We start from the raw sequence: 21,805 nt of genomic DNA on the forward strand, positions 1-21,805 counted from the left end.
GTTGTGCCGCAATTCCCCCTAACCCGATCGCGATCCGGCTAGGGTCTTTCCCAGCGGCCGGGCTGTCCGTGATTCTGCGGCGCTCCGGTCAGACCTGAGCACCTTGGAGGAATGAATGAGCGCCTACCGCACCATCGTCGTCGGAACCGATGGCTCGGATTCGTCCCTGAAGGCAGTGGACAAGGCCGCGTCGCTGGCGTCCGATGCCGGCGCGAAACTGGTCATCGCCTGCGCCTACTACCCGGCGGACCCGAAGGACATCGAGGCAGCGCAGGACAGCCTGCGTGAGGATGCGTACCAGATCACCGGTTCCGCGCCCACCTTCGAGATCCTGCGGACCGCTCGCGAGCGGGCGCACGCGGCCGGCGCGGCCGATATCGTCGAGCGTGCCGTCGTCGGCGCTCCCGTGGACTCGCTGCTCGCGCTCATCGACGAGGTCGAGGCCGACCTGCTGGTGATCGGCAACCGTGGACTGAACACGCTGACCGGGCGTCTGCTCGGATCGGTCCCCTCGGACGCGGCGCGTAAGTCCACCTCCGACGTCCTGATCGTGCACACGGTCCGCTAGTCGCGTCCGAACATCTCCCGCCCCCGCCGGCATCGCCGACGGGGGCGGTTTGTCATTGCGCTCGTGAAAACTATTCGAGTGCAGACAGTTTCGACAGTCCGTCCGGGAGCGGGTGTGCGTGCACGACGCCGAGCCGTTGCGTGGCACGGGTGAGCGCGACGTAGAGATCGTTCATCCCGCGCGGTGACTCGTCCACGATCTGACGGGGCTCCACGATGAGGACCGAGTCGAACTCGAGCCCCTTCGCCTGCCGGACCGAGAGCACGCTCACCGAATCCGAGATCAGGTCGAGGAACTCGTCGACGCCCGACTCGCTGGTCAGGACCGCGACGAGACCGGGCCCGGTCTCCGCGGCGACCATCCGACGGACCTGTTCGGCGACCTCGCCCTCGGGCACCCGCCGTGCCCACGGCCGCGTCCCCGAGTCGCGCACCGAACGCGGCACCGTCTGGTCGGGGTCGATCCGGGCGAGCACGTCCTGCGCGACGTCCATGATCTCGGAGGGCGTGCGGTAGTTCACCGTCAGCTCGGTCAGCTTCCAGCGCCGGGCGACGTACGGCTCGAGCACCGTCTGCCAGGACGAGCTGCCCGCCGGATCGCCCGTCTGGGCGGTGTCGCCGACCAGGGTCATCCATCGATTCGGGATGCGCCGCATCAGCATTCGCCAGGCCATCTCCGAGAGTTCCTGCGCCTCGTCCACGATGACGTGCCCGTAGGTCCAGGTGCGGTCGGCCGCCGCGCGCTCGGCCGCGGTCTGGGACTGCCGCAGGTCCTGACGCTGCGCGAGCTGGCCCGCGTCGATCAGGTCGTACGCCATCAGGATCTCGGGATCCAGCTCGTCCTCGAGGTCCTGCGGGGCCGAGCCGGTGAGGATGTCCAGTGCGCCCTGGGCATCGGCGATCTGGGCCCGCCATTCGCGGTCCGCCCGTTCGCGTTCCGCGGCATCGTCCACGCCGAGCAGTTCGGCGAGCTCGTCGAGCAGGGGAGCGTCGGCCGCGCTGAACCCTGCGACGCCGGTGCGGTGCAGCAATTCGCGCTGCTCGGCGGTGAGTTGGCGTGCCGCCGAGTCCAGCCGCTTCCGGGAACCGAGCAGGTCCGCGAGTACCCGCTGGGGTGTCAGCTGCGGCCACAGCCCGTCGATCGCGGCCATCACCTCGGGGTCGCCGCGCATCTCGTCCCGGATGTCGGCGATGTCGTCGCGGCTGAGCAGGTTCGCCCCGCCAAGCACGTTCGACCCGATCCGGGCCGCATGCTGATCGGCGAGGGCTTCGATCACCGCCGAGACGAAGATCGGCCGGGCGAGGTTGTGTGGGCGCCGTGACGAGCGGGCCCGCCCGCGCGCGCGGGTGACGACCTTGCGATCGAGGGAGATGGGGTAGGAGTCGAACCTCAGCCGGATCGGCTCCTGCGGGGTCTCCTGCCGGTCCCGGACCGCCTGCTTGAGCACCTCGACCATCGCGAGCGAACCCTTGACCTCGCCACACTCGAGCGAATCCTGATGCGTGGCACGCACTCCCGGATAGAGGTCGCCGATGGTGGAGAGCAGCACACCGGTCTCACCGAGCGAGGGGAGCACCTGGCCGATGTAGTCGAGAAAGGTGTCGTTGGGCCCGATGATCAGCACGCCGCTCTTCGCCAGCTGCTGCCGGTAGGTGTAGAGCAAGTACGCCGCGCGGTGCAGTGCCACCGCGGTCTTGCCGGTTCCCGGCCCGCCCTGCACGACCATCACCGACTTGTGCTCGGACCGGATGATCGCGTCCTGCTCCGACTGGATGGTCTCGACGATGTCGTTCATGTGGCCGGTCCTGGCCGCGTTGAGCGCGGTGAGCAGGGCGCTCTCACCCGCCACGCCGTCGGCGCCGTCGAGGGCCCCCGCGCGCTCCGCGGTCGCGAGGTCCAGGTACTCGTCGCCGAGCCCGGTGACCTTCCGGCTGCGGGTCCTGATGTGCCTGCGCCGGGTGACGCCCTCGGGTGCGGCCGGGGTCGCCAGGTAGAACGGCCGGGCCAGCGGCGCCCGCCAGTCCAGCAGCAGGGTCTCGTAGTCGTTGGCCTCGTCGAGGATGCCCACACGGCCGATATAGCGCCGCGCGTCGCCGTCGGGAGCTTCCTCGTCCGGATCCTGCCCGTCGAGGTCGATCCGTCCGAAGCAGAGGCCGTTCTCCGCCGCGTCGTATTTGGCGATGTCCTCGGTGTACATCAGGCTGAACGACTCGCGCTCGCTGCGAGCCTGCGGGGTGCCGCCGGTCTCGAGGAGCACCTTGCGCAGGCGGGTTGCGGCGTAGTCACGCAGCGAATCAAGACGGTCGTACAGCATCGACACGTACTGTTGCTCGCGCTCACGTTCGTCGTGCTGCAGCGCCTCGTCCGGCAAGTGGTCTCCTCGGGCGGTAGGGGAGGGAAAAGTGCCAAGCGAGTCTAGTGGGCGGGTGGCGCAGACGCAGAAGGGTCAGGTCAGAGCGTTGTCCGGCGCGTCACCCGCGGCGCGTGGTTCAGTCGGTGCGAAGGGTCTCGTGCACCGAGCGCCAACGGAGTCCGTTGCGGGCGGCCTGCGCGGGGATCAGGACGGCGGTGACCACGCGGACGCCGGACCCGGCCCCGGTCCCGGTGTGATGTGTCTCGGTGAACCGGGCGATCGCCACCTCGGCGGTGGCGAGCTGTACCTCGATCGCCGTGATGACGACCCGGAGGCCGGGGACAGCGCCCCGCGCCCCGCGGAGCGAATCGGCGAGCTGGTCGCCGGACACGACGTGCCCGTCGGTCGTGACGAGTGAGAAGTCCGCGGTGTGGGCGCCGATGAACTCGGTCAGCAGCGCCGGGTCCGCGACGGTCCCGAGCCATCGTTCGAGCACCGCGTGGTGATCCTCGATCTCTCGGATGATCCGGGGTTCCGGGGCAGCGATCACGAGTTCAGGTCCGCGACGGCCCGTCGGGCCCGCCGCACGGCGCGTTCGGTACCAACGCCGACCGTGTGACCGAGGCGGGCGCCGCGCTCGGCCGCCGTTTCGGTCCACTCGGTGCCGTGTTCGCGCGCGAGCGCGAGGAGCTCGGGGGCGCGTTCCTGGGCCGTCTCGGCAAGGGCTGCCCCGCGTTCGCGGGCGAGCGCGAGGAGTTCCGGGGCGTGTTCCTGGGCCGTCTCCGCAAGGACCGCCCCGCGTTCGGCCGCCTCGGCCGCGAGCTCACGGACCCGTTCCGATGCGGACTGGAGTCGCTCACCGACTGCTCCGTGCGCTTCACTCTCCTTGGCCGTTGGCAGCGCCGGCAGCGCCGCCAGTACCGCATCGGAAGCCTGACGGGCCGCTCGGCGGCCCCGCCAGCCGAGCGACGGCTTGCCCTCGGTGTCGACGCCTGCGATCAGCAAACCGCCGAGCAGGCTCATGTTCTTGAAGAACTGGGTCCGGTGCGCGGCCCGCTGTACCGGGTCGGACTCGTTCCAGAAGGCGTGGCCGGCGAGCGTGGTCGGTAGCAGGCTGCCGGCCAAGGTCAGAGATGCGATGCGCGGAGCCTTGCCGATGGCCAGCAACGCGCCCGCACCGACCTGGATCGCCCCGTTCAGGCGCACCAGGTTCGTGGGGTCGGAGGGCACCAGCGCCGCAACACGGTCTGGGAGAGCGCCATGTGCTTGCTGGATGACCGGCTCCGCGATGTCTGCCTTCCCGGCGGGATGTCGGAGTGCATCGATGCCGCCGGTGATGAACACCGTTGCGAGCAGGGGACGGGCGATTCGACGGACCAACATGGTGTGGCCTCCCTCGTGATCGGGTGCACTCCACCCTAGTCAGGGGCGGGCGTCACCAACCGCGTTCCTGCCACTCCGCTAGGAACGGCCGCTCGGCGCCGATCGTGGTGTCCTTGCCGTGTCCCGGGTATACGACGGTGTCGTCGGGGAACCGCTCGAAGAGCTTGGTCGTCACGTCCCGGTAGAGCGAGGCGAACTTCTCCGCATCGGCGGTCTTGCCGACACCCCCGGGGAACAGCGAGTCCCCGCTGAAGAGGTGGACCTGGCCGGTCGCCGGATCCGTCAGTGCCAGCGCGATCGAGCCCGGGGTGTGACCCGCGAGGTGGATGACCTCGAGTGAGAGTCGGCCCACCTCCACCAGGTCGCCGTCGGTGACGGTGCGGTCGGGCGCGACCGGGAGCGGGCCCGCGTCGAGGGCGTGCGCGATGGTGGCGACGCCGGTCTCGGCGACCACCTCGGCGAGCGCCAGCCAGTGGTCCGGATGCTGGTGGGTGGTGACGATCGAGGTGAGCGTCGGCGCCGCGGCCCCGACCAGGCTCACGAGCCGGTCCGCGTCGTTCGCGGCGTCGATGAGCAGGGATTCGCCGGTCTCGGAACAGACCACGAGATAGGCGTTGTTGTCCATGGGGCCGACGGAGATCTTGGTGATGCTGGCGCCCGCGAAGGATCGCCGCTGCGGATCGGAATCCGCCGTGAGCTCTCCGGTGTAGTTGTCGTCGATTGTCATCTGCTGCCCGTCCATGGTGGGGACGCTACCGTCGAATGTGTGCGGACGACGGTTCGGGCACGCGATCGGCCGCGGGTGGGCCCGGGGTCGTTCGATCGCGGCTCCACCGAAGATGTCGGTACCCCGGCCTACCATGTGCAGCGCGTGAGGACTATCGCCTCTGCGTCGACGAGAAGGGACATCGAGTGGCGGACCGCTTGATCGTGCGAGGAGCGCGTGAGCACAACCTGCGAGGCATCGACATTGACCTGCCCCGGGACAGTCTCATCGTCTTCACCGGGTTGTCCGGCTCGGGCAAATCGTCGCTCGCGTTCGACACCATCTTCGCGGAGGGTCAGCGCCGCTACGTCGAATCGCTGTCGGCCTACGCCCGCCAGTTCCTCGGGCAGATGGACAAGCCCGACGTCGATTTCATCGAGGGCCTCTCGCCCGCGGTGTCGATCGACCAGAAGTCGACCAACCGCAATCCGCGATCCACCGTCGGGACCATCACCGAGGTGTACGACTACCTCCGTCTGCTCTACGCCCGTGCCGGCACCCCGCACTGCCCGGTGTGCGGCGAGCAGATCGCGAAGCAGAGCCCCCAGCAGATCGTCGACCAGGTGCTCGCCATGGAGGAGGGCACCCGCTTCCAGGTGCTGGCGCCGGTGGTCCGCACCCGTAAGGGTGAGTTCGTCGACCTCTTCGACCAGCTCAACACCCAGGGGTACGCCCGGGTCCGGGTCGACGGCGTTGTGCATCAGCTGACCGACCCGCCGAAGCTCAAGAAGCAGGAGAAGCACGACATCGAGGTGGTCATCGACCGCCTCACGGTCAAGGCGAGCTCGAAGCAGCGGCTCACGGACTCGGTGGAGACCGCGCTGCGCCTCGCGGACGGCATCGTCGTCCTCGACTTCGTCGATCGGGACGAGAACGCGGCGGACCGGGAACGCCGCTTCTCCGAGTCCCTGGCCTGCCCGAACGGGCATGCCCTCTCGATCGACGATCTCGAACCGCGGTCGTTCTCGTTCAACTCGCCGTACGGCGCCTGCCCCGAGTGCACCGGACTCGGCATCCGCAAGGAGGTCGACCCGGACCTGGTGGTGCCGGATCCCGAGCTGAGCCTCGAGGACGGGGCGATCGCGCCGTGGTCGATGGGGCAGACCTCCGAGTACTTCGGCCGCCTGCTGTCCGGACTCGCCGACATCATGGGTTTCGAGATGTCGACTCCCTGGAACGAACTGCCGGCCAAGGCGCGCAAGGCGGTGCTCGAGGGCAGCGCGGACCAGGTGCACGTCAAGTACAAGAACCGGTACGGGCGGACGCGCTCGTACTACGCCGAGTTCGAGGGCGTGATGCCCTTCCTGCACCGTCGGCTCGAACAGACCGAGTCCGAGCAGATGAAGGAACGCTACGACGGGTACATGCGCGACGTGCCGTGTCCGGCGTGTGACGGTGCCCGGCTCCGGCCGGAGATCCTCTCGGTCACCATCGCGGCGGGCGAGCACGGCAAGAAGTCCATCGCGGACGTCGCCGAGCTGTCGATCTCGGACTGCGCGGATTTCCTGAACAGCCTCACGCTCGGAGCTCGGGAGGAGGCCATCGCCGGTCAGGTCCTCAAGGAGGTGCAGGCTCGGCTCGGCTTCCTGCTCGACGTGGGTCTCGAGTATCTGTCGCTCTCACGTGCGGCAGGCACCCTCTCCGGCGGCGAGGCCCAGCGGATCAGGCTCGCCACCCAGATCGGTTCCGGCCTGGTGGGCGTCCTCTACGTGCTCGACGAGCCCTCCATCGGGCTGCATCAGCGTGACAACCGGCGGCTGATCGAGACGCTCACCCGGTTGCGGGATCTCGGCAACACGCTCATCGTCGTCGAACACGACGAGGACACCATCCGGACCTCGGACTGGGTCGTCGACATCGGCCCGCTTGCGGGTGAGCACGGCGGTCGGGTGGTGCACAGCGGCCCGTACGAGGAGCTGCTGACCTGCGAGGAATCCCTCACGGGCGCATACCTATCCGGCCGGTCGACGATCGACGTTCCTGCCATTCGCAGGGCCGTCGACAAGAAGCGTCAGGTCACGGTGATCGGGGCCAAGGAGCACAACCTCAAGAACATCGACGTCAGCTTCCCGCTCGGCGTTCTCACCTCGGTGACCGGTGTGTCCGGATCGGGCAAGTCGACGCTGGTCAACGACATCCTCGCGACCGTGATGGCGAACAAGCTCAACGGCGCGCGTCAGGTCCCCGGCAGGCACACCCGGATCAACGGGCTGGACCAGCTCGACAAGCTGGTCCAGGTGGACCAGTCGCCGATCGGCCGGACGCCGCGCTCGAACGCGGCCACCTACACCGGCGTGTTCGACAAGATCCGCACCCTGTTCGCCGCGACGACCGAGGCGAAGGTGCGCGGCTACCAGCCGGGACGCTTCTCCTTCAATGTCAAGGGCGGCCGGTGTGAGGCCTGCTCGGGTGACGGCACGCTCAAGATCGAGATGAACTTCCTCCCGGACGTGTACGTCCCGTGCGAGGTGTGTCACGGGGCCCGCTACAACCGGGAGACCCTGGAGGTGCACTACAAGGGCAAGACCATCGCCGAGGTCCTCGACATGTCCATCGAGGAGGCCGCCGACTTCTTCGAGGCGATCACCTCGATCCACCGGTATCTCAAGACGCTCGTGGAGGTCGGGCTCGGCTACGTGCGTCTCGGCCAGCCGGCGCCGACGCTGTCCGGCGGCGAGGCGCAGCGGGTGAAGCTGGCGGCCGAGCTGCAGAAGCGCTCCACCGGTCGCACCGTGTACGTGCTCGACGAGCCGACCACCGGCCTGCATTTCGAGGACATCCGCAAGCTGCTCGGCGTCGTCAACGGACTGGTGGACAAGGGCAACACGGTGATCGTGATCGAGCACAACCTCGACGTGATCAAGACGTCGGACTGGGTGGTCGACATGGGGCCAGAGGGTGGATCGGGCGGCGGAACCGTCGTGGGGGAGGGCACCCCGGAGCAGATCGCGGCGGTGCCCGCCAGCTACACCGGCAGGTTCTTGCGGGACGTGCTCGACCAGCAGGCCACCGCCGTCAACGGCAAGGCGGCCAAGGCCAAGGCGCAGGCGACGGGGGAGCCGAAGCGCAAGAGGGCGCCGCGTAAGGCGGCGGCCGCGGTCTGACGCGGCGGGCACAGAACGCGGAACGGGCCGGGTCGTGAAGACGACCCGGCCCGTTCGGTTGTCAGTGCTTAGCGCAGGTCCCTTACAGGCCCGTGCCCGTCTCGCCCGTGCCCGGGATCGCGCCGGGCATCGACGAGCCACCCGCGAGCATGGAGTTGATGATGTTGGCAATCGATCCGAACAGGCCGTCGATGTCACTGGGGTTGGGCATGTGAGCTCCTTCATTGCGATGTGCGGTGTTCAGTTCCGAGTCGCTGGCTGGCCGGCAACGTCGTTGGCTGGAGACGAATCGAGCTGTTGCCCCATCCCCGGGTGTAGGACGACTGGGGCGGGCAGAGCGAATGTGATCCCCCGATCCGGAATCTTTGTACACGAGCGGGACTGGACGTGCGTACGGAATCTGGGGGCCGATTCGGGCAAAGAATTGTGATGTCCATCACAAAGGGCCGCGGGCTTCGGCGGTCAGCGGCGCTGTGCTGCTCGGCGCGCTGATCGGGTCAGCTCAGGAGTCGGCGGACAGTGCGCGGGCGGCGCGCACCGAGGCCTCGATCAACGCGCGGAGTTCGGACTCGTCGACGTCGGCGAGTCGCTTGATGTAGAGGCAGCCCTTGCCGGTCCGGTGCTTACCGAGGCGCTGCAGGGCGTCACGGTGCTCGTCCAGGTTCAGGCTCAGATAGAGGGTGAGGGCCGTCGATCGGGGGGCGAAGCCGATCAGTGCCGTATTGCCGGTGTGCCCGCTGGCGTAGCGGTAGGTGCGGTCGCCGAATCCGATGATGCTCGGACCCCACATCGCGGCCGGCTCGCCGGTGGAGGCGCGCATCAGGTCGATCAGGCGTTCGGAGTCGGTCCGCTTCACATCGTCGGTCAGCGTGTCGAGGAACGCGTCGACGTCGGCGCCTGTCGGCTGGGTCTTGTTCGCCACGGGACCAGTATCGCCGCTCGCCCCGGCCGCCATCGCGCGAACGGGTCACGCGACGGCGGCTGGGGGCGGGGATCAGTAGACGGGGCCTGTGTACTTCTCGCCCGGGCCGTTGCCGGGCTCGTCGGGATGGGCGGAGGCCTCGCGGAAGGCGCGCTGGAGCGCCTGCAGTCCCTCGCGGATCGGACCCGCGTGCGGCCCGAGGTACTCCACCGAGGCGGTGACCAGGCCCGCGAGTGCGGTGATCACCCGGCGGGCCTCGTCCAGGTCGAGGTGGTCGCTCTCGTCGGGGTCGGGTGAGGAGAGGCCGAGCTTCTCGGCGGCCGAGCTCATCAGCATCACTGCGGCGCGGCTGATGACCTCCACTGCGGGCACATCGGCCAGCTCGCGGACGTCGCCCGTGTGAGTTTGCTCTGTCATGCCTGCTAGACTTCCATACACGACCGCCCCCGACGACGTTGGGGGCAGCAAGTGGAGTCCGACTCCCACCGCTATCTGGCGCCTCAAACACGCTGGTCAGCGGTCCGGTCGCCCGCCCTCAGGGCGTGGCCTCGACACGGTGTTCCGTGTGGAGATCATGTCAGGGGACGGGTTCCCTCATTGTGAGGGGATGAAGGCTGCGAGCGATTGCGGCGGACATCGAACCGGTCGACATCGGGCCTCGCATGGTGAAAATCCAGCGGGGCTCTTTTGTTGGGAGAGAGCGGGCAACGGGCTGCCGGCGGTCAGGACGACCACGCCGCTCAACCTAGGAGGCCCCATCAGCACTGAGACCCGCATCAACGATCGCATCCGCGTACCCGAGGTTCGACTCGTCGGACCTGGCGGTGAGCAGGTCGGGATCGTGCGTGTTGAAGATGCACTCCGCTTGGCCCTCGAGGCCGATCTCGACCTGGTCGAGGTGGCGCCCGACGCCCGTCCGCCGGTGTGCAAGATCATGGACTACGGCAAGTTCAAGTACGAGGCCGCGCAGAAGGCGCGCGAATCGCGCAAGAACCAGACCCTGACCGTGATCAAGGAGCAGAAGCTCCGTCCGAAGATCGACGACCACGACTACGAGACCAAGAAGCGCAACGTCGTTCGCTTCCTCGAGGCCGGGTCCAAGGTCAAGGTCACCATCATGTTCCGCGGTCGCGAGCAGTCCCGCCCCGAGCTGGGCTTCCGTTTGCTGCAGCGCCTCGGTGCCGATGTCGCCGACCTCGGCTTCGTCGAGACCTCGGCGAAGCAGGACGGCCGCAACATGACGATGGTGCTCGCCCCGCACAAGGGTGCGAAGACCCGCGTCAAGGCCCAGGAGAGCGCTCAGGCTCCGGTGCCCCAGGTTCCGAGGCCCGCCTCGGCGCCGCCCGTGCCGGAGGCCCCCGCTGCCGCACCCGAGGCTCCGGCCGAAGGCGCCGCACCCGAGGCACCGACCAGCTAGCAAGACCGTCTCGACCGAACGCAGTACCGAAGAAACACAGAACTGAGGACTCCATGCCCAAGATGAAGAGCCACAGCGGCACCTCGAAGCGATTCAAGGTGTCCGGCAGCGGCAAGATCCTGCGCCAGAAGGCCGGCCGTCGCCACCTGCTCGAGCACAAGCCCACCAAGGTGACCCGTCGCCTCGATGGCAAGGCCGTCGTCAGCAAGGCTGACACCCCGCGCATCAAGCGCCTGCTCGGCATCTGATCGAGACCAGCACTTTTTGACCAACCAGGAGCGCCCGTCGCGCTCCGAGATTGACAGGATTTCCCAGTGGCACGCGTAAAGAGGGCGGTCAACGCCCAGAAGAAGCGTCGTTCAATTCTTGAGGCCTCCAAGGGCTACCGTGGACAGCGCTCGCGCCTGTACACCAAGGCCAAGGAGCAGCAGCTCCACTCGCTCACCTACGCGTACCGCGACCGCCGCGCGCGCAAGGGTGACTTCCGCAAGCTGTGGATCACGCGTATCAACGCCGCCGCGCGCGCGAACGACATGACCTACAACCGCTTCATCCAGGGCCTGAACGCCGCGGGTGTCGAGGTCGACCGCAAGATCCTCGCCGAGCTGGCCGTCTCCGACGCCGAGGCGTTTGCCGGCCTGGTGGCCATCGCCAAGGCCGCACTGCCTGCCGACGTGAACGCCCCCGCCGGGGAAGCAGCCTGAGCAAGCTGAACCAGGAGCGACCCGTGGACCCGTTCACCGAGCGGACTCCACGGGTCGTTTCTGCTGTCAAGCTGCTGCGCGGGGCCGAGCGCAAGAAGGCGGGGCGCTTCCTCGCCGAGGGCGCGAACTCGGTGACCGCGGCGCTCGCCACCGGTCGCGTGGAGGAACTCTTCTTCACCGACGAGGCCGCCGCCAGGTACGGCGACCTGATCGCCGGGGCAACCGCCGCAGGCGTGCGGGTCTCGCCGATCACCGAGCGGGCCGCCAGGTCACTGAGCGACACGGTGACCCCGCCGGGGTTGGTGGCGGTCTGTGGGCTCCTGGACGTTCCGCTCGGCGAGGCGTTGGACGGATCGCCCAGGTTGCTGGCCGTCCCCGTCTCGGTGTCCGAGCCGGGTAACGCGGGAACGGTGATCCGGGTCGCGGACGCGGTCGGAGCCGACGCGGCGATCCTGGCAGGCGACAGCGTCGACCCGCACAACGGCAAGTGCGTTCGCTCCTCGGCGGGCAGCGTCTTCCACTTGCCGATCGCGCGGGAGCGGGACGTGGCACTGGTGCTCGAGCAGATCACCGCCGCGGGTGTGCAGATCCTGGCGACCGCGGCCGACGGCGAGGTCGACCTCGACGATGCGGACGAGTTGCTGGCCAGGCCGACCGCCTGGCTGTTCGGCAACGAGGCGCACGGGCTGGACCCGGCCATCGCCGCGAGGGCCGACCATCGGGTGCGGATTCCCATCCACGGCCGCGCGGAGAGCCTCAACCTGGCGACCGCCGCCGCCATCTGCCTGTACGCGAGCGCGCGGGTGCAGCATCGGCAGGACCGACCAACAACCTAGGATTGTTCTGCCGTGCGCCGGGTGCGCACGGCGCGACGACCATCGACGAGGAGTTTGACCAGCCGTGGCAAAGAACGAGGCCGAGAGTTCAGGACCGATCGACACCGAGGCTCTGACCGAGGACGCGCTCGGTGCCGCGGCCGAGCAGGCCGAGTCGGCGTTCGCGGCCGCAGGCGATCTCGATGCGTTGGCCAAGGCGAAGATCGACCACCTGGGTGACAAGGCGCCGCTGTCGCTCGTCCGGCGTGCGCTCGGCGCGTTGCCCGGCAAGGAGAAGGCGGACGCGGGCAAGCGGGTCAACGCGGCGCGTACCAGGGCCACCACTGCATTCGACGCCCGTCGCGAGGTGCTGCTGGCCGAGCGTGACGCCGCCGTGCTCGTCGCGGAGGCGATCGACGTGACGCTGTCCGCCCAGCGCCGTCCGGTGGGGGCCCGCCACCCGATCACGATCATCTCCGAGCAGGTCTCCGACGTGTTCGTCGCGATGGGCTGGGAGGTTGCCGAGGGCCCCGAGGTCGAGACCGAGCACTTCAACTTCGACGCGCTCAACTTCCTGCCGGACCATCCCGCCCGCACCATGCAGGACACCTTCCACATCGCGCCCGAGGGCTCGCGACAGGTGCTGCGCACGCACACCTCGCCGGTGCAGGTCCGCACCATGCTCTCGCGGGAGGTGCCGATCTACGTGGTGTGCCCGGGGCGCACCTTCCGGACCGACGAGCTGGACGCCACGCATACGCCGGTCTTCTCCCAGTTGGAGGGCCTCGCGATCGACAAGGGCCTGACCATGGCGCACCTGCGCGGCACCCTCGACGCGTTCGCCAGGGCGCTGTTCGGCCCGGACACCAGGACCCGGATGCGGCCCAACTACTTCCCGTTCACCGAGCCGTCCGCCGAGGTGGACGTGTGGTTCCCCGGCAAGAAGGGCGGCGCCGGCTGGGTCGAGTGGGGCGGCTGCGGCATGGTCAACCCGAAGGTGTTGCGGGCCAGTGGAATCGACCCTGACGAGTATTCCGGATTTGCGTTCGGCATGGGACTCGAGCGAACCCTGCAGTTCCGCAACGGCATCCCGGACATGCGGGACATCGTCGAGGGCGACGTGCGATTCACGCTGCCCTTCGGTGTGCGGGCCTGACGAACTTCATCACGAGCGAAAGAGCTGAGAAGACGTGCGAGTAGCGCAATCGTGGCTGACCGAGATCCTGCAGCGGGCGACCCCCGACTGGGAGGTGACGGCCGAGGAGTTGGACGCCGGTTTCGTGCGCGTCGGCCTCGAGGTCGAGGAGGTCGACGTCCTGCACCGGGTGCCGGGGCCGCTGGTGGTCGGCCGGGTCGTTTCGATCACCGAGCTCACCGAGTTCAAGAAGCCGATCCGGATGTGTCAGGTCGACGTGGGAGAGTCCGAGCCCCGCGGAATCGTCTGTGGTGCCAGGAACTTCGCCGAGGGCGACCTGATCGTCGCGGCTCTGCCCGGCGCGGTACTGCCCGGTGACTTCAAGATCGCCGCGCGCAAGACCTACGGTCAGGTGTCCGACGGCATGATCTGCTCGGTGGCCGAACTCGGGATCGGCAAGGATCATTCGGGCATCCTGGTGCTCGAGCCCGGTACGGCCGAGCCCGGTGCCGACGCCAATGACCTGCTCGGTCTCGGCGACACGATCATCGAGCTGAACATCACCCCCGACCGCGGGTACTGCTTCTCGGTTCGCGGGCTGACCAGGGAGCTGGCCTGCGGGTTCGATCTCGAGTTCGCCGATCCCGCGGTGCTGCCAACGCACGGGGCGGACGGAGAGGCGTGGCCGCTGACCGTGGTGCCCGAGTCCGGATCGCCGCGCTTCGCGCTGCGTCGCGTCACCGGGATCGATCCCGCCGCGGTCTCCCCGTGGTGGTTGCAGCGCAGGCTGCTGCTCTCCGGTGTGCGTCCGATCTCCCCGGCGGTCGACGTCACCAACTACGTGCTGCTCGAGCTGGGACAGCCGCTGCACGCCTTCGATGCGAACAAGCTGACCGGTGGCCTCGTCGTGCGGCGGGCCGCCGCTGACGAGAAGCTGACCACCCTCGACGGGGTGGAGCGGACCCTCGACGCCGAGGACGTGGTGATCGCCGACGACACGGGCGCGGTCTCCCTCGCCGGTGTCATGGGTGGTGCCAGCACCGAGGTCGGCGCAGGGACCACCGAGGTGCTGCTCGAGGCCGCGATCTGGAACCCGCTCGCGGTGTTCCGGACCTCCCGCAGGCACAAGCTGATCAGCGAGGCCAGCAAGCGGTACGAGCGCGTGGTTGACCAGGCCCTGCCCGTCGCCGCGCTCGACCGTGCGGCCGCGCTCCTGGTGGAGATCGCGGGCGGCCGGATCGAACCGGTGCTGACCGATGTCGGCGGCGTCAACGAGCCCGCTCCGATCCGCATGGACATCGACCTGCCCGATCGGGTGGCGGGTGTGGCATACCCGAACGGCACCGCGGCGAGGCGGCTGACCCAGGTCGGCTGCGCCGTGGACGTGGGAGTCAGCGAATCCGGCCACGGTCAGCTCGTGGTCACCCCGCCCACCTGGCGGCCGGACCTGGAGCAGCCCGCGGACCTGGTGGAGGAGGTGCTGCGCCTCGAGGGCCTCGAGCAGATCCCGTCCGTGCTGCCCGCCGCGCCCGCAGGCCGCGGCCTGACCCCGCAGCAGCGTCGCCGCCGCGCCGTCGGTCGGGCGCTCGCGTTCGACGGGTACGTCGAGGTGCTGCCCACGGTGTTCCTGCCCACCGGGGTGTTCGACACCTGGGGCCTCGACGCCGATGATCCGCGCCGCACCACCTCGAAGGTGCTCAACCCGCTCGAGACCGATCGCCCCGAGCTGGCCAGCACCCTGCTGCCCGGTCTGCTGGAGATCCTGTCCCGCAACACTTCTCGCGGTCAGCGCGACCTCGCGTTGTTCGGCATCGCGCAGGTGGTCCTGCCGGGACCCGACACCAAGCCGGTGCAGGCACTGCCGGTGGACCGTCGCCCGACCGACGACCAGATCGCCGATCTGCTGAAGTCGCTGCCCGCGCAGCCGACCCACGTCGCCGCGGTGCTGACCGGGCTCAGGGTGCCGAGCGGGCCATGGGGCTCGGGCCGCGCCGTCGAGGCCTCCGATGCCTTCGCGGCCGCGGAGACGATCGCCGATGCGGCGGGCGTGACCCTCGAGCGCAGGGCGGCTCAGTACCTGCCCTGGCATCCGGGCCGCGGCGCCGAGCTGCTGGTCGACGGAATTGTCGTCGGGCACGCGGGTGAGCTGCACCCGGCGGTGCTCGAGCGCAGCGGGTTGCCGCCGCGTACCTGTGCGGTGGAGATCGACCTGACCGCGCTGCCGATCACCGAATCGCTTCCTGCGCCTCGGGTCTCGCCGTTCCCGGCGGTCCTCCAGGATGTCGCGGTCGTGGTCGAGGCCACCGTGCCCGCCGCCACTGTCGAGGCGGCGCTGCGCTCCGGCGCGGGCGAGCTGCTCGAGGAGATCCGCCTGTTCGATGTGTTCGAGGGTGCGCAGGTCGGCGAGGGTCGCAAGTCCCTGGCCTTCGCGCTGCGGTTCCGCGCCGCGGATCGGACGCTCACCGAGGACGAGGCCTCCGCGGCACGGGACGCGGCGGTCGCCGCGGCGTCCGCCGCGGTGGGTGCGCAGCTTCGGGCCTGACCCAACCGTCGAGAGTGCACCTGCCGGGGCATCGGCCGAGTAGGCCGTACGGCAGGTGCACTCTCGACGCGGGCTCACGTAGCCTTGCGGCAAGTCGACGGAATGAGGTGTCATGACCGATTCCCAGAGCGTTGCCGATGGGCTGAGCCGGCTCACCGACCAGGAACTGGTGCGGATGATCGCCGCCGCGACCGCGGGCCGACCGGGGCTCGCATCGATCGCGGCCGCCGCGAACGCGATCGGCGGCGACATCCCGGCGTCGCCGGATGCGCCGATCCCGGCGGAGGTGCCCTTCCCGGCCGACGTGCCGATCCCGCCTGACCCGATGGTGGGGGTGGACGTCCCGGTGCCGACAGCGGGACCCGGGTTGCCGACCGCGATGCCGGCACCCGACTACATCGACTCCGGTGTGCCGACTTTCGACTCGGTGCGCGAGAAGATCGAGACCCGCGCCGGGACCGCGGCGGGTGCCACCGAACTCGACGCCGAGTCCCCGGCGGGCCGCACCGTCGCGGAGCAGTGGGAAGAGCGGCAGAAGGCGGCGAAGAGCAAGCTGGACGAGATCCGAAAGACCATGGACTCCTAGGGCTGTCGTCCACTGGCAAGAATCGACCTGATGCGGAGGCCGGCCGTGGGAAGCGCCGCGCCCGCTGGTAGGGCCCGCACCCTCGCTCAGGCGTACCGACGCTTCGGTGAGGTCGACGCCGCCGGCACATCGCCGCTGTACGAGCGCATCGCCGTCGCGCTGAGTGGGTCCGACGAGGCGCTGCGCGCCATCGAGACGGCGCCGGCGCGCAAGCGGCACCCCACGCTGATCCTCGCCGCGCTGCACGACCTCGCCCTCGCCGGCCGCGCCCCGGCACTTGCCGCGGCCTATGCCGCCGCGGACGGCGACGCGGCCGCGAGCGCGGCGATCGACACGCTGCTGCGATCGACCGACTCGGTCGTGGCCATCGCCGCGCGCCGAAAGCCGCGGACCGACGAGACCGGACACGGCGGCGTGCTGTATCCGGCCATCGCCGAGGCGGCGCACCGGGTGGGCGCGAACGCGCTCGGGCTGATCGACGTGGGCTGTTCGGCCGGGCTGAATCTCACCGTCGATCGCGTCGGCATCACGTACAGCAACGGACAATCGCTGGGCGACCCGTCCTCTCCTGTGCAGCTGTCGACGTCGATCGTGGGAGATCGGCCCGTCCAGCCGCGGGCGATGCCCGAGGTCGTCGCCAGGATCGGCATCGACCGCGATCCGGTCGACGTGACCGACCCGGACGAGGCCCGATGGTTGCGCGCCTGCCTGTGGCCGGACCAGCCGGAGCGGAGCGCGAGGCTCGAAGCGGAGATGACGTTGGCGGCGACCGCCCCTCCACAGCTGTTGCACGGGGACGCCGTCGAGGTGTTGCCCGACGCCTTCGCGCGTGTGCCCGCGGACGCCCTGCCCGTCGTCACCACGACGTGGGCGTTGTCGCGCTTCCCGCTCGAGAGTCGACTGCGCTTCCTGCACCGTCTCGACGAAGCGGCGGCCGGGCGGGCGGTGGCGTGGGTGTCGGCAGAGGGGGTCGGAGTCGCGCCCGCGATCCCGACACTCGGCGATCGCCACGCCTCCGGCCACAGCATCATCGGCCTGGCGGTGTTCGACGGATCGGTGCGCAGGGCTGAGGCAATCGGCCGCTGCTGGTTGCGGGGCCGCATGCTCGCGTGGCTGACGGACTCCTAGTGTCGTGCGGATTCGAGGCGCTCCCCGGGGTCCCTCGGCGTACGGTGTAGCCATCCAAAGTGCAACTTCATAACAAAGACGTGGAGGTAGCGCCATGGTCTGGTCGGACATCGGGGTCGTGTTCGGATTCGCGGTCGTCATCACCACAATCGTGGTCGTCCTGATCGGGGTCACGATGCTCTTCATCGTGTCGATCTGGGAGAACTTCGGGCAGCGCAAGCCCCGCGGATTCCCCGACGAACCGGACGGCCGGAGCCGATCGGCGGCACTGCGCCTGGAGTGAGACGAACTGCCGGCCCGGTCGGACCTGGGTCCCGCCGAGCCGGCCGTCCTCGAACTACTGGCGGTCCAGGATCGCCCCGAAGTCGGTGCCGACGGGGAGCGTGCCGTATTCGAGGTCGCGCTCGGGTCCGAGCCGCGCCGCCAGGAAGGCCTCGGCGACCGCGGTCGGCGCGGTGCGAAGGAGCAGCGCGCCCTGCAGGCCGAGGGCCATCGCCGCGGCTACGGGACGCGCGCGCAGCTGGGCCTGCGCGGTGTCCAGGGTTGCGAGCTCGGCCAGCGCGCCGCGAATCCGGCTGAGGTGGTCGTCGAACAACCGCGACGCCCCGGACGCCAGCGCGAGCTCCGCGTCGAAGGCTGCCACGGATTCGGGTTCTCGGGTCATGGCGCGCAGCACGTCGAGGGCGATCACGTTGCCGGAACCCTCCCACACCGCCATCACCGGCTGCTCGCGGTACCGGCGCGCCAGCGGGAACGCCTCGGTGTAGCCGTTGCCGCCGAGGCATTCGAGCGCCTCGTAGGCGTGATGCGGTCCGCGCTTGCAGATCCAGTACTTGCTGACCGCGGTGGCGAGGCGGCGGAACGCCTTCTCGGCGTCGTCGGCGTCCTCGTCGTGGGCGCGGGCCAGGCGCAGCGCGGTGGCGGTGGCGGCCTCCGATTCGAGCGCCAGGTCGGCGGCGACCGCGGTCATCGCGGGCTGGTCGATCAGTGTCGCGCCGAACGCGGCCCGGTGGCGCACGTGCCACAGCGCCTCCGCGACCGACTGGCGCATGCCCGCCGCCGAGCCGTACACACAGTCCAGGCGGGTGCGCGAGACCATCTCGATGATGGTGCGGACGCCGCGGCCCGGTTCGCCGACCAGATGTCCGATGGTGCCGTCGAGCTCGATCTCCGACGAGGCGTTGGACTTGTTGCCGAGCTTGTCCTTGAGGCGCTGGATGCGGAAAACGTTGCGGGTGCCGTCCTCGAGCACCCGGGGGACCAGGAAGCAGGACATGCCTTCGTCGGAGTAGGCCAGGATGAGGAAGCCGTCCGACATCGGCGCCGAGCAGAACCACTTGTGCCCGGTCAGCGACCAGGTGCCGTCGGAGTTCGGGACCGCGCGGGTGGTGTTGGCGCGGACGTCGGATCCGCCCTGCTTCTCGGTCATCGCCATGCCGAACAGCACGCCGGGCTTGCCGCCGGGCGCGGCGAGGCCGCCGTCGTAGCCGCGGGCATAGAGGCGTGGCAGCCACAGCTCGGCCAGCTCGGGGGAGAAGTCCAGTGCCGGCACGACCGAATGGGTCATGGAGACCGGGCACGAGTGGCCGGGCTCGACCTGGGCGAACATCATGAACGTGGCGGCGCGGGCGACATTGGCGCCGGGCTTCGGGTCGGCCCACGCGGAGGTGTGGGCGCCGTGCTGGACGGCCGCGCCGATGATCCGGTGGTAGCTCGGGTGGTACTCCACCTCGTCGATCCGATGCCCGTACTTGTCGTGCGAGTGCAGGGTCGGGAGCACGGTGTTGGCCAGCTCCGCGTCGTGCTGGAACTCCTCCGTGCCGACCAGCGCGCCGACCTCGGTGAGATCGCTCTGCGCCCAGTCGGCGTCGTACCGGCGCACGCCCTCCACGAGCGGGACGTTCGAGGTGTACTCGTTGACCTCCACCCGCGGGGGTGCCTGGTTGAAGACCTCGTGGGTGTTGTGCGGCGAGGCGACTGTGTTCGTCATGGTGGTTCCTTCTTGGGTATCGGCTGCGGTCAGGCGGCGAAACCGACCGCGCGCAGGCACAGTTGGAGGATGGCGTCGACGATGTCGTCGTCGGAGAAGGTGTCGGGCAGCTCCACCGGGATGGGGGAGAGCCGGCCGGTGAGGGACTCGCTGATGGCGCCGATCAGCGCCGCCGCGGCGATCCCGACGTGCTGGTCGGGCAGTTCGCCCTCCTCGATGCCGTCGCGCAGGATCGCGGTGGTCAGCTCGGCATAGGAGCCGCGGTAGATGAGCCGCTCCTCGTCGACCAGGGGATCGACCGGTTCGAACAGCAGCGACCAGGCCATCTGGCGGCCCCGGATGGCGCGGCGGGCGAACGTCTCGACGAGCGCGCGCAGTCGGTCCGCCGCGCCCGAGTGTTCGGCGACGGCCATCCGCACTTCATTCAGTTCCTGGTCGGCGCCGCGGCGGAACACGGCGGCCAGCAGGTCGGACCTGCCGTCGAAGTACGAGTACACCGAGCCGACACTGACGCCGCAGTTCTCCGCGATGGCCTTGACCGAGGCCGCGGAGAATCCGCCGGCCGCGACCAGTTTCCCGGCCTCGGCGAGCAGCACCTCCCGACGTTCTGCCTGGGCCGCGCGGGTCTTCTCCGTCGCTCGGTAGGCCATCTCGGCGGCGCCTTTCGCAAAACTATGAATCGTGATTCAATCCTTGACGATCCCGACTGTAGAACGAATCGCCGTAGACGGCAATCCGGCCGCAACGCAGGCCGGGCGCCACCCGAGGAGGACCCATGGACCTGACGACGATGCTGGAGAGCACCTGCAGGAAGTTCCCGGACAAGGAGGCGGTGGTCTACGGGGCCGAGCGCCTCAGCTATCGCGAACTCGTCGCCGCGTCGAAGCGGGCGGCCGAGGTGCTGCGCGGCAGGGGCGTCCGGCGCGGCGACCGGGTCGCGGTGATGACGTACAACACCCCCGGCTTCGTGATCGCGGCCTTCGGGGCGTGGCGGGCGGGCGCGGTCCTGGTGCCGGTCAACCACAAGCTGGCGCCCCCGGAGGTCGAGTACACGCTCACCCACTGCGGCGCGAAGGTGGGTGTGGTGTCCGCTGGGCTCCGAGCGAATGCGGAGGCCGGTGCGCCGCAGGTGGATTGGCTGCTGACCGAGCTGGGTGGCGACGCCGAGGGCCAGGCCGATCGGGACTTCGACGCGCTCGTGGACGTCGCCGACGAGTGGGACGGCGTCGCCGTCGACGAGACCGAGATCGCCCAGGTGCTCTACACGTCGGGGACCACCAGTGCCCCAAGGGCTGTCTGCACACCCATCGCTCGATCACGACCGTCGCGCCGTACATCGCGACCACCCTCGGCCTGGACCGCGACGAACGGGTGCTGATCGCGATGCCGATCTGGCACGCGGCCCCGCTCAACGTCTGGTTCGTCCCGACGATGTTCCTCGGCGGCACGGTGGTGTTGATGCGCGAGTATGCGCCGCTGCCCTTCCTCGAGATCATCGGCGCCGAGAAGATCACCGCGTTCTTCGGCGCACCGATCGCGTACCTGGCTCCGCTGCAGGTCGCCCGCGCCGCAGGCATCGACATGTCCACCTACGACTTCTCGACCATGCGGCGATGGACCTACGGCGGTGCGCCGATCGGAGCCGAGGTGGCGCGGCAGCTGCAGCAGGCGTACCGGTCCGAGGACTTCTATCAGGTGTACGGGATGAGTGAGATGGGCCCGACCGGCACCGCGCTCTACCCGCACGAGCAGATCGCGAAGGCCGGGTCGATCGGGCGCGGCGGCATGCCCGGCGTCGACCTGCGGGTGGTCCGGCCGGACGGTCTCGACGCCGGGCCGGGGGAGACGGGCGAGATCTGGCTCAGTGGGGACACCCGGATGCTCGGCTACCTCGACAACGACGAGGCCACAGCCGAGGTGTTCGAGGGCCGCTGGTACCGCTCCGGCGACGTCGCGCGGATCGACGAGGACGGCTACCTGTACATCGTCGACCGCACCAAGGACGTCATCATCACCGGCGGCGAGAACGTCTACTCGCAGGAGGTGGAGGAGGCGATCCGCCCGCGCGCGGACATCGTCGACGTGGCGGTGATCGGGCGGCCGCACCCGCAGTGGGGCGAGACGGTGGTCGCGGTGGTGGCGACCGTCGGCGGCGCGAACCTGGACCTGGACGAGCTGCGGGACTACCTGGCGGACAAGCTGGCCCGCTACAAGATCCCGCGGGAGCTGGTGGTCGTCGACGAACTGCCGCGCAATCCTTCCGGGAAGCTCACCAAGCACGTGATCCGGGAGGCGGTGCTGTCCTGACCGGCGCGGGGCCCGCTGCGGTGGCCTGATAGCTTGCGAACCACGCATCTTCCCGACACGGTGTCGGGAAGATTGGGACAAGGGT

General features: G+C 69.5%; 20 protein-coding genes and 1 pseudogene. 12 read left to right on the forward strand and 9 right to left on the reverse strand.

Annotated elements, in window-relative coordinates:
- The first annotated feature begins 115 nt into the window (after positions 1 to 115).
- Complete coding sequence (locus tag ABIC28_RS22565; RefSeq protein ID WP_097213240.1) at positions 116 to 568, forward strand: universal stress protein; 453 nt, start codon at positions 116 to 118, stop codon at positions 566 to 568.
- A gap of 70 nt (positions 569 to 638) precedes the next feature.
- On the opposite strand, the gene ABIC28_RS22570 is transcribed toward ABIC28_RS22565, so the two are convergent.
- The 4 genes from ABIC28_RS22570 to ABIC28_RS22585 all read right to left on the reverse strand — a co-directional run bounded on the left by ABIC28_RS22570 (position 639) and on the right by ABIC28_RS22585 (position 5,046).
- Positions 639 to 2,939, reverse strand: coding sequence for a HelD family protein (locus tag ABIC28_RS22570; protein WP_097213241.1), 2,301 nt, complete (start codon positions 2,937 to 2,939; stop codon positions 639 to 641).
- A gap of 118 nt (positions 2,940 to 3,057) precedes the next feature.
- Positions 3,058 to 3,471 carry a hypothetical protein gene (locus ABIC28_RS22575; RefSeq protein ID WP_097213242.1) on the reverse strand — a complete coding sequence of 138 codons (414 nt, stop codon included), beginning with the start codon at positions 3,469 to 3,471 and terminating at the stop codon, positions 3,058 to 3,060.
- Positions 3,468 to 4,304 carry a DoxX family protein gene (locus ABIC28_RS22580; RefSeq protein WP_097213243.1) on the reverse strand — a complete coding sequence of 279 codons (837 nt, stop codon included), beginning with the start codon at positions 4,302 to 4,304 and terminating at the stop codon, positions 3,468 to 3,470. Before ABIC28_RS22580 ends, ABIC28_RS22575 begins: the two co-directional genes overlap by 4 nt.
- Before the next feature lie 52 nt (positions 4,305 to 4,356).
- Positions 4,357 to 5,046: an MBL fold metallo-hydrolase gene (locus ABIC28_RS22585; protein WP_097213244.1), complete on the reverse strand. Its 690-nt coding sequence runs from the start codon at positions 5,044 to 5,046 to the stop codon at positions 4,357 to 4,359.
- A 170-nt stretch (positions 5,047 to 5,216) separates the two neighbouring features.
- On the opposite strand from ABIC28_RS22585, the gene uvrA reads away from it, so the two are divergent.
- Complete coding sequence (gene uvrA, locus ABIC28_RS22590) at positions 5,217 to 8,174, forward strand: excinuclease ABC subunit UvrA (protein ID WP_097213245.1); 2,958 nt, start codon at positions 5,217 to 5,219, stop codon at positions 8,172 to 8,174.
- Positions 8,175 to 8,256: 82 nt separating this feature from the next.
- On the opposite strand, the gene ABIC28_RS22595 is transcribed toward uvrA, so the two are convergent.
- From ABIC28_RS22595 to ABIC28_RS22605, 3 genes are all read right to left on the reverse strand, one after another.
- Positions 8,257 to 8,385 (reverse strand): hypothetical protein, encoded by a 129-nt coding sequence (locus tag ABIC28_RS22595; protein WP_257017658.1) that lies wholly within the window; start codon positions 8,383 to 8,385, stop codon positions 8,257 to 8,259.
- A 291-nt stretch (positions 8,386 to 8,676) separates the two neighbouring features.
- A complete protein-coding gene (locus ABIC28_RS22600) occupies positions 8,677 to 9,096 on the reverse strand; it encodes a DUF1801 domain-containing protein (protein ID WP_257017659.1) in 420 nt (139 codons plus the stop codon).
- Positions 9,097 to 9,168: 72 nt separating this feature from the next.
- A complete protein-coding gene (locus tag ABIC28_RS22605) occupies positions 9,169 to 9,513 on the reverse strand; it encodes a DUF1844 domain-containing protein (protein WP_077041805.1) in 345 nt (114 codons plus the stop codon).
- A 295-nt stretch (positions 9,514 to 9,808) separates the two neighbouring features.
- Here ABIC28_RS22605 and infC point away from each other — a divergent pair, with 295 nt between their 5' ends.
- The 9 genes from infC (at position 9,809) to ABIC28_RS22650 (ending at position 17,706) form a co-directional block, all read left to right on the forward strand.
- On the forward strand, positions 9,809 to 10,513 hold the full coding sequence (gene infC, locus ABIC28_RS22610) for a translation initiation factor IF-3 (protein WP_097213247.1): 705 nt from the start codon (positions 9,809 to 9,811) through the stop codon (positions 10,511 to 10,513).
- A gap of 53 nt (positions 10,514 to 10,566) precedes the next feature.
- Positions 10,567 to 10,761: a 50S ribosomal protein L35 gene (gene rpmI, locus ABIC28_RS22615; protein ID WP_027503190.1), complete on the forward strand. Its 195-nt coding sequence runs from the start codon at positions 10,567 to 10,569 to the stop codon at positions 10,759 to 10,761.
- Between the two features lie 66 nt (positions 10,762 to 10,827).
- Entirely contained in the window at positions 10,828 to 11,217 is a 390-nt protein-coding gene (gene rplT, locus ABIC28_RS22620) for a 50S ribosomal protein L20 (RefSeq protein WP_027503191.1), read from the forward strand.
- Between the two features lie 23 nt (positions 11,218 to 11,240).
- Positions 11,241 to 12,053 (forward strand): TrmH family RNA methyltransferase, encoded by an 813-nt coding sequence (locus ABIC28_RS22625; RefSeq protein ID WP_097213248.1) that lies wholly within the window; start codon positions 11,241 to 11,243, stop codon positions 12,051 to 12,053.
- Positions 12,054 to 12,117: 64 nt separating this feature from the next.
- The gene (pheS, locus tag ABIC28_RS22630) at positions 12,118 to 13,188 is read left to right on the forward strand and encodes a phenylalanine--tRNA ligase subunit alpha (RefSeq protein WP_269590124.1); all 1,071 of its coding nucleotides are present in this window, start codon (positions 12,118 to 12,120) and stop codon (positions 13,186 to 13,188) included.
- A 34-nt stretch (positions 13,189 to 13,222) separates the two neighbouring features.
- Positions 13,223 to 15,709: a phenylalanine--tRNA ligase subunit beta gene (pheT, locus tag ABIC28_RS22635; RefSeq protein WP_354580980.1), complete on the forward strand. Its 2,487-nt coding sequence runs from the start codon at positions 13,223 to 13,225 to the stop codon at positions 15,707 to 15,709.
- 112 nt (positions 15,710 to 15,821) lie between these two features.
- Entirely contained in the window at positions 15,822 to 16,295 is a 474-nt protein-coding gene (locus ABIC28_RS22640; protein WP_354580982.1) for a hypothetical protein, read from the forward strand.
- 30 nt (positions 16,296 to 16,325) lie between these two features.
- Positions 16,326 to 17,423 carry a DUF2332 domain-containing protein gene (locus ABIC28_RS22645; RefSeq protein ID WP_269590121.1) on the forward strand — a complete coding sequence of 366 codons (1,098 nt, stop codon included), beginning with the start codon at positions 16,326 to 16,328 and terminating at the stop codon, positions 17,421 to 17,423.
- A gap of 94 nt (positions 17,424 to 17,517) precedes the next feature.
- A complete protein-coding gene (locus ABIC28_RS22650; RefSeq protein WP_097213253.1) occupies positions 17,518 to 17,706 on the forward strand; it encodes an adenylate cyclase in 189 nt (62 codons plus the stop codon).
- Positions 17,707 to 17,760: 54 nt separating this feature from the next.
- On the opposite strand, the gene ABIC28_RS22655 is transcribed toward ABIC28_RS22650, so the two are convergent.
- Both ABIC28_RS22655 and ABIC28_RS22660 read right to left on the reverse strand, forming a co-directional pair.
- Positions 17,761 to 19,413, reverse strand: coding sequence for an acyl-CoA dehydrogenase family protein (locus ABIC28_RS22655; protein ID WP_097213254.1), 1,653 nt, complete (start codon positions 19,411 to 19,413; stop codon positions 17,761 to 17,763).
- A 29-nt stretch (positions 19,414 to 19,442) separates the two neighbouring features.
- Complete coding sequence (locus ABIC28_RS22660) at positions 19,443 to 20,063, reverse strand: TetR/AcrR family transcriptional regulator (RefSeq protein ID WP_097213255.1); 621 nt, start codon at positions 20,061 to 20,063, stop codon at positions 19,443 to 19,445.
- A 125-nt stretch (positions 20,064 to 20,188) separates the two neighbouring features.
- Here ABIC28_RS22660 and ABIC28_RS22665 point away from each other — a divergent pair.
- A pseudogene (locus ABIC28_RS22665) lies at positions 20,189 to 21,720 on the forward strand (class I adenylate-forming enzyme family protein).
- The last annotated feature ends 85 nt before the right edge of the window (positions 21,721 to 21,805 follow it).

Origin of the sequence: Rhodococcus sp. PvR044 (assembly GCF_040548995.1) — a bacterium.
Classification (GTDB): Bacteria; Actinomycetota; Actinomycetes; order Mycobacteriales; family Mycobacteriaceae; genus Rhodococcus_G; species Rhodococcus_G oryzae.

Bases quoted from the DNA above. Each gene is read 5' to 3' on its own strand.
- ABIC28_RS22565 (WP_097213240.1), top strand. From the start codon at position 116: ATGAGCGCCTACCGCACCATCGTCGTCGGAACCGATGGCTCGGATTCG.
- ABIC28_RS22580 (WP_097213243.1), bottom strand. From the start codon at position 4,304: ATGTTGGTCCGTCGAATCGCCCGTCCCCTGCTCGCAACGGTGTTCATC.
- ABIC28_RS22585 (WP_097213244.1), bottom strand. From the start codon at position 5,046: ATGGACGGGCAGCAGATGACAATCGACGACAACTACACCGGAGAGCTC.
- ABIC28_RS22595 (WP_257017658.1), bottom strand. From the start codon at position 8,385: ATGCCCAACCCCAGTGACATCGACGGCCTGTTCGGATCGATTGCCAAC.
- ABIC28_RS22605 (WP_077041805.1), bottom strand. From the start codon at position 9,513: ATGACAGAGCAAACTCACACGGGCGACGTCCGCGAGCTGGCCGATGTG.
- rpmI (WP_027503190.1), top strand. From the start codon at position 10,567: ATGCCCAAGATGAAGAGCCACAGCGGCACCTCGAAGCGATTCAAGGTG.
- ABIC28_RS22640 (WP_354580982.1), top strand. From the start codon at position 15,822: ATGACCGATTCCCAGAGCGTTGCCGATGGGCTGAGCCGGCTCACCGAC.
- ABIC28_RS22645 (WP_269590121.1), top strand. From the start codon at position 16,326: ATGCGGAGGCCGGCCGTGGGAAGCGCCGCGCCCGCTGGTAGGGCCCGC.
- ABIC28_RS22650 (WP_097213253.1), top strand. From the start codon at position 17,518: ATGGTCTGGTCGGACATCGGGGTCGTGTTCGGATTCGCGGTCGTCATC.
- ABIC28_RS22655 (WP_097213254.1), bottom strand. From the start codon at position 19,413: ATGACGAACACAGTCGCCTCGCCGCACAACACCCACGAGGTCTTCAAC.
- ABIC28_RS22660 (WP_097213255.1), bottom strand. From the start codon at position 20,063: ATGGCCTACCGAGCGACGGAGAAGACCCGCGCGGCCCAGGCAGAACGT.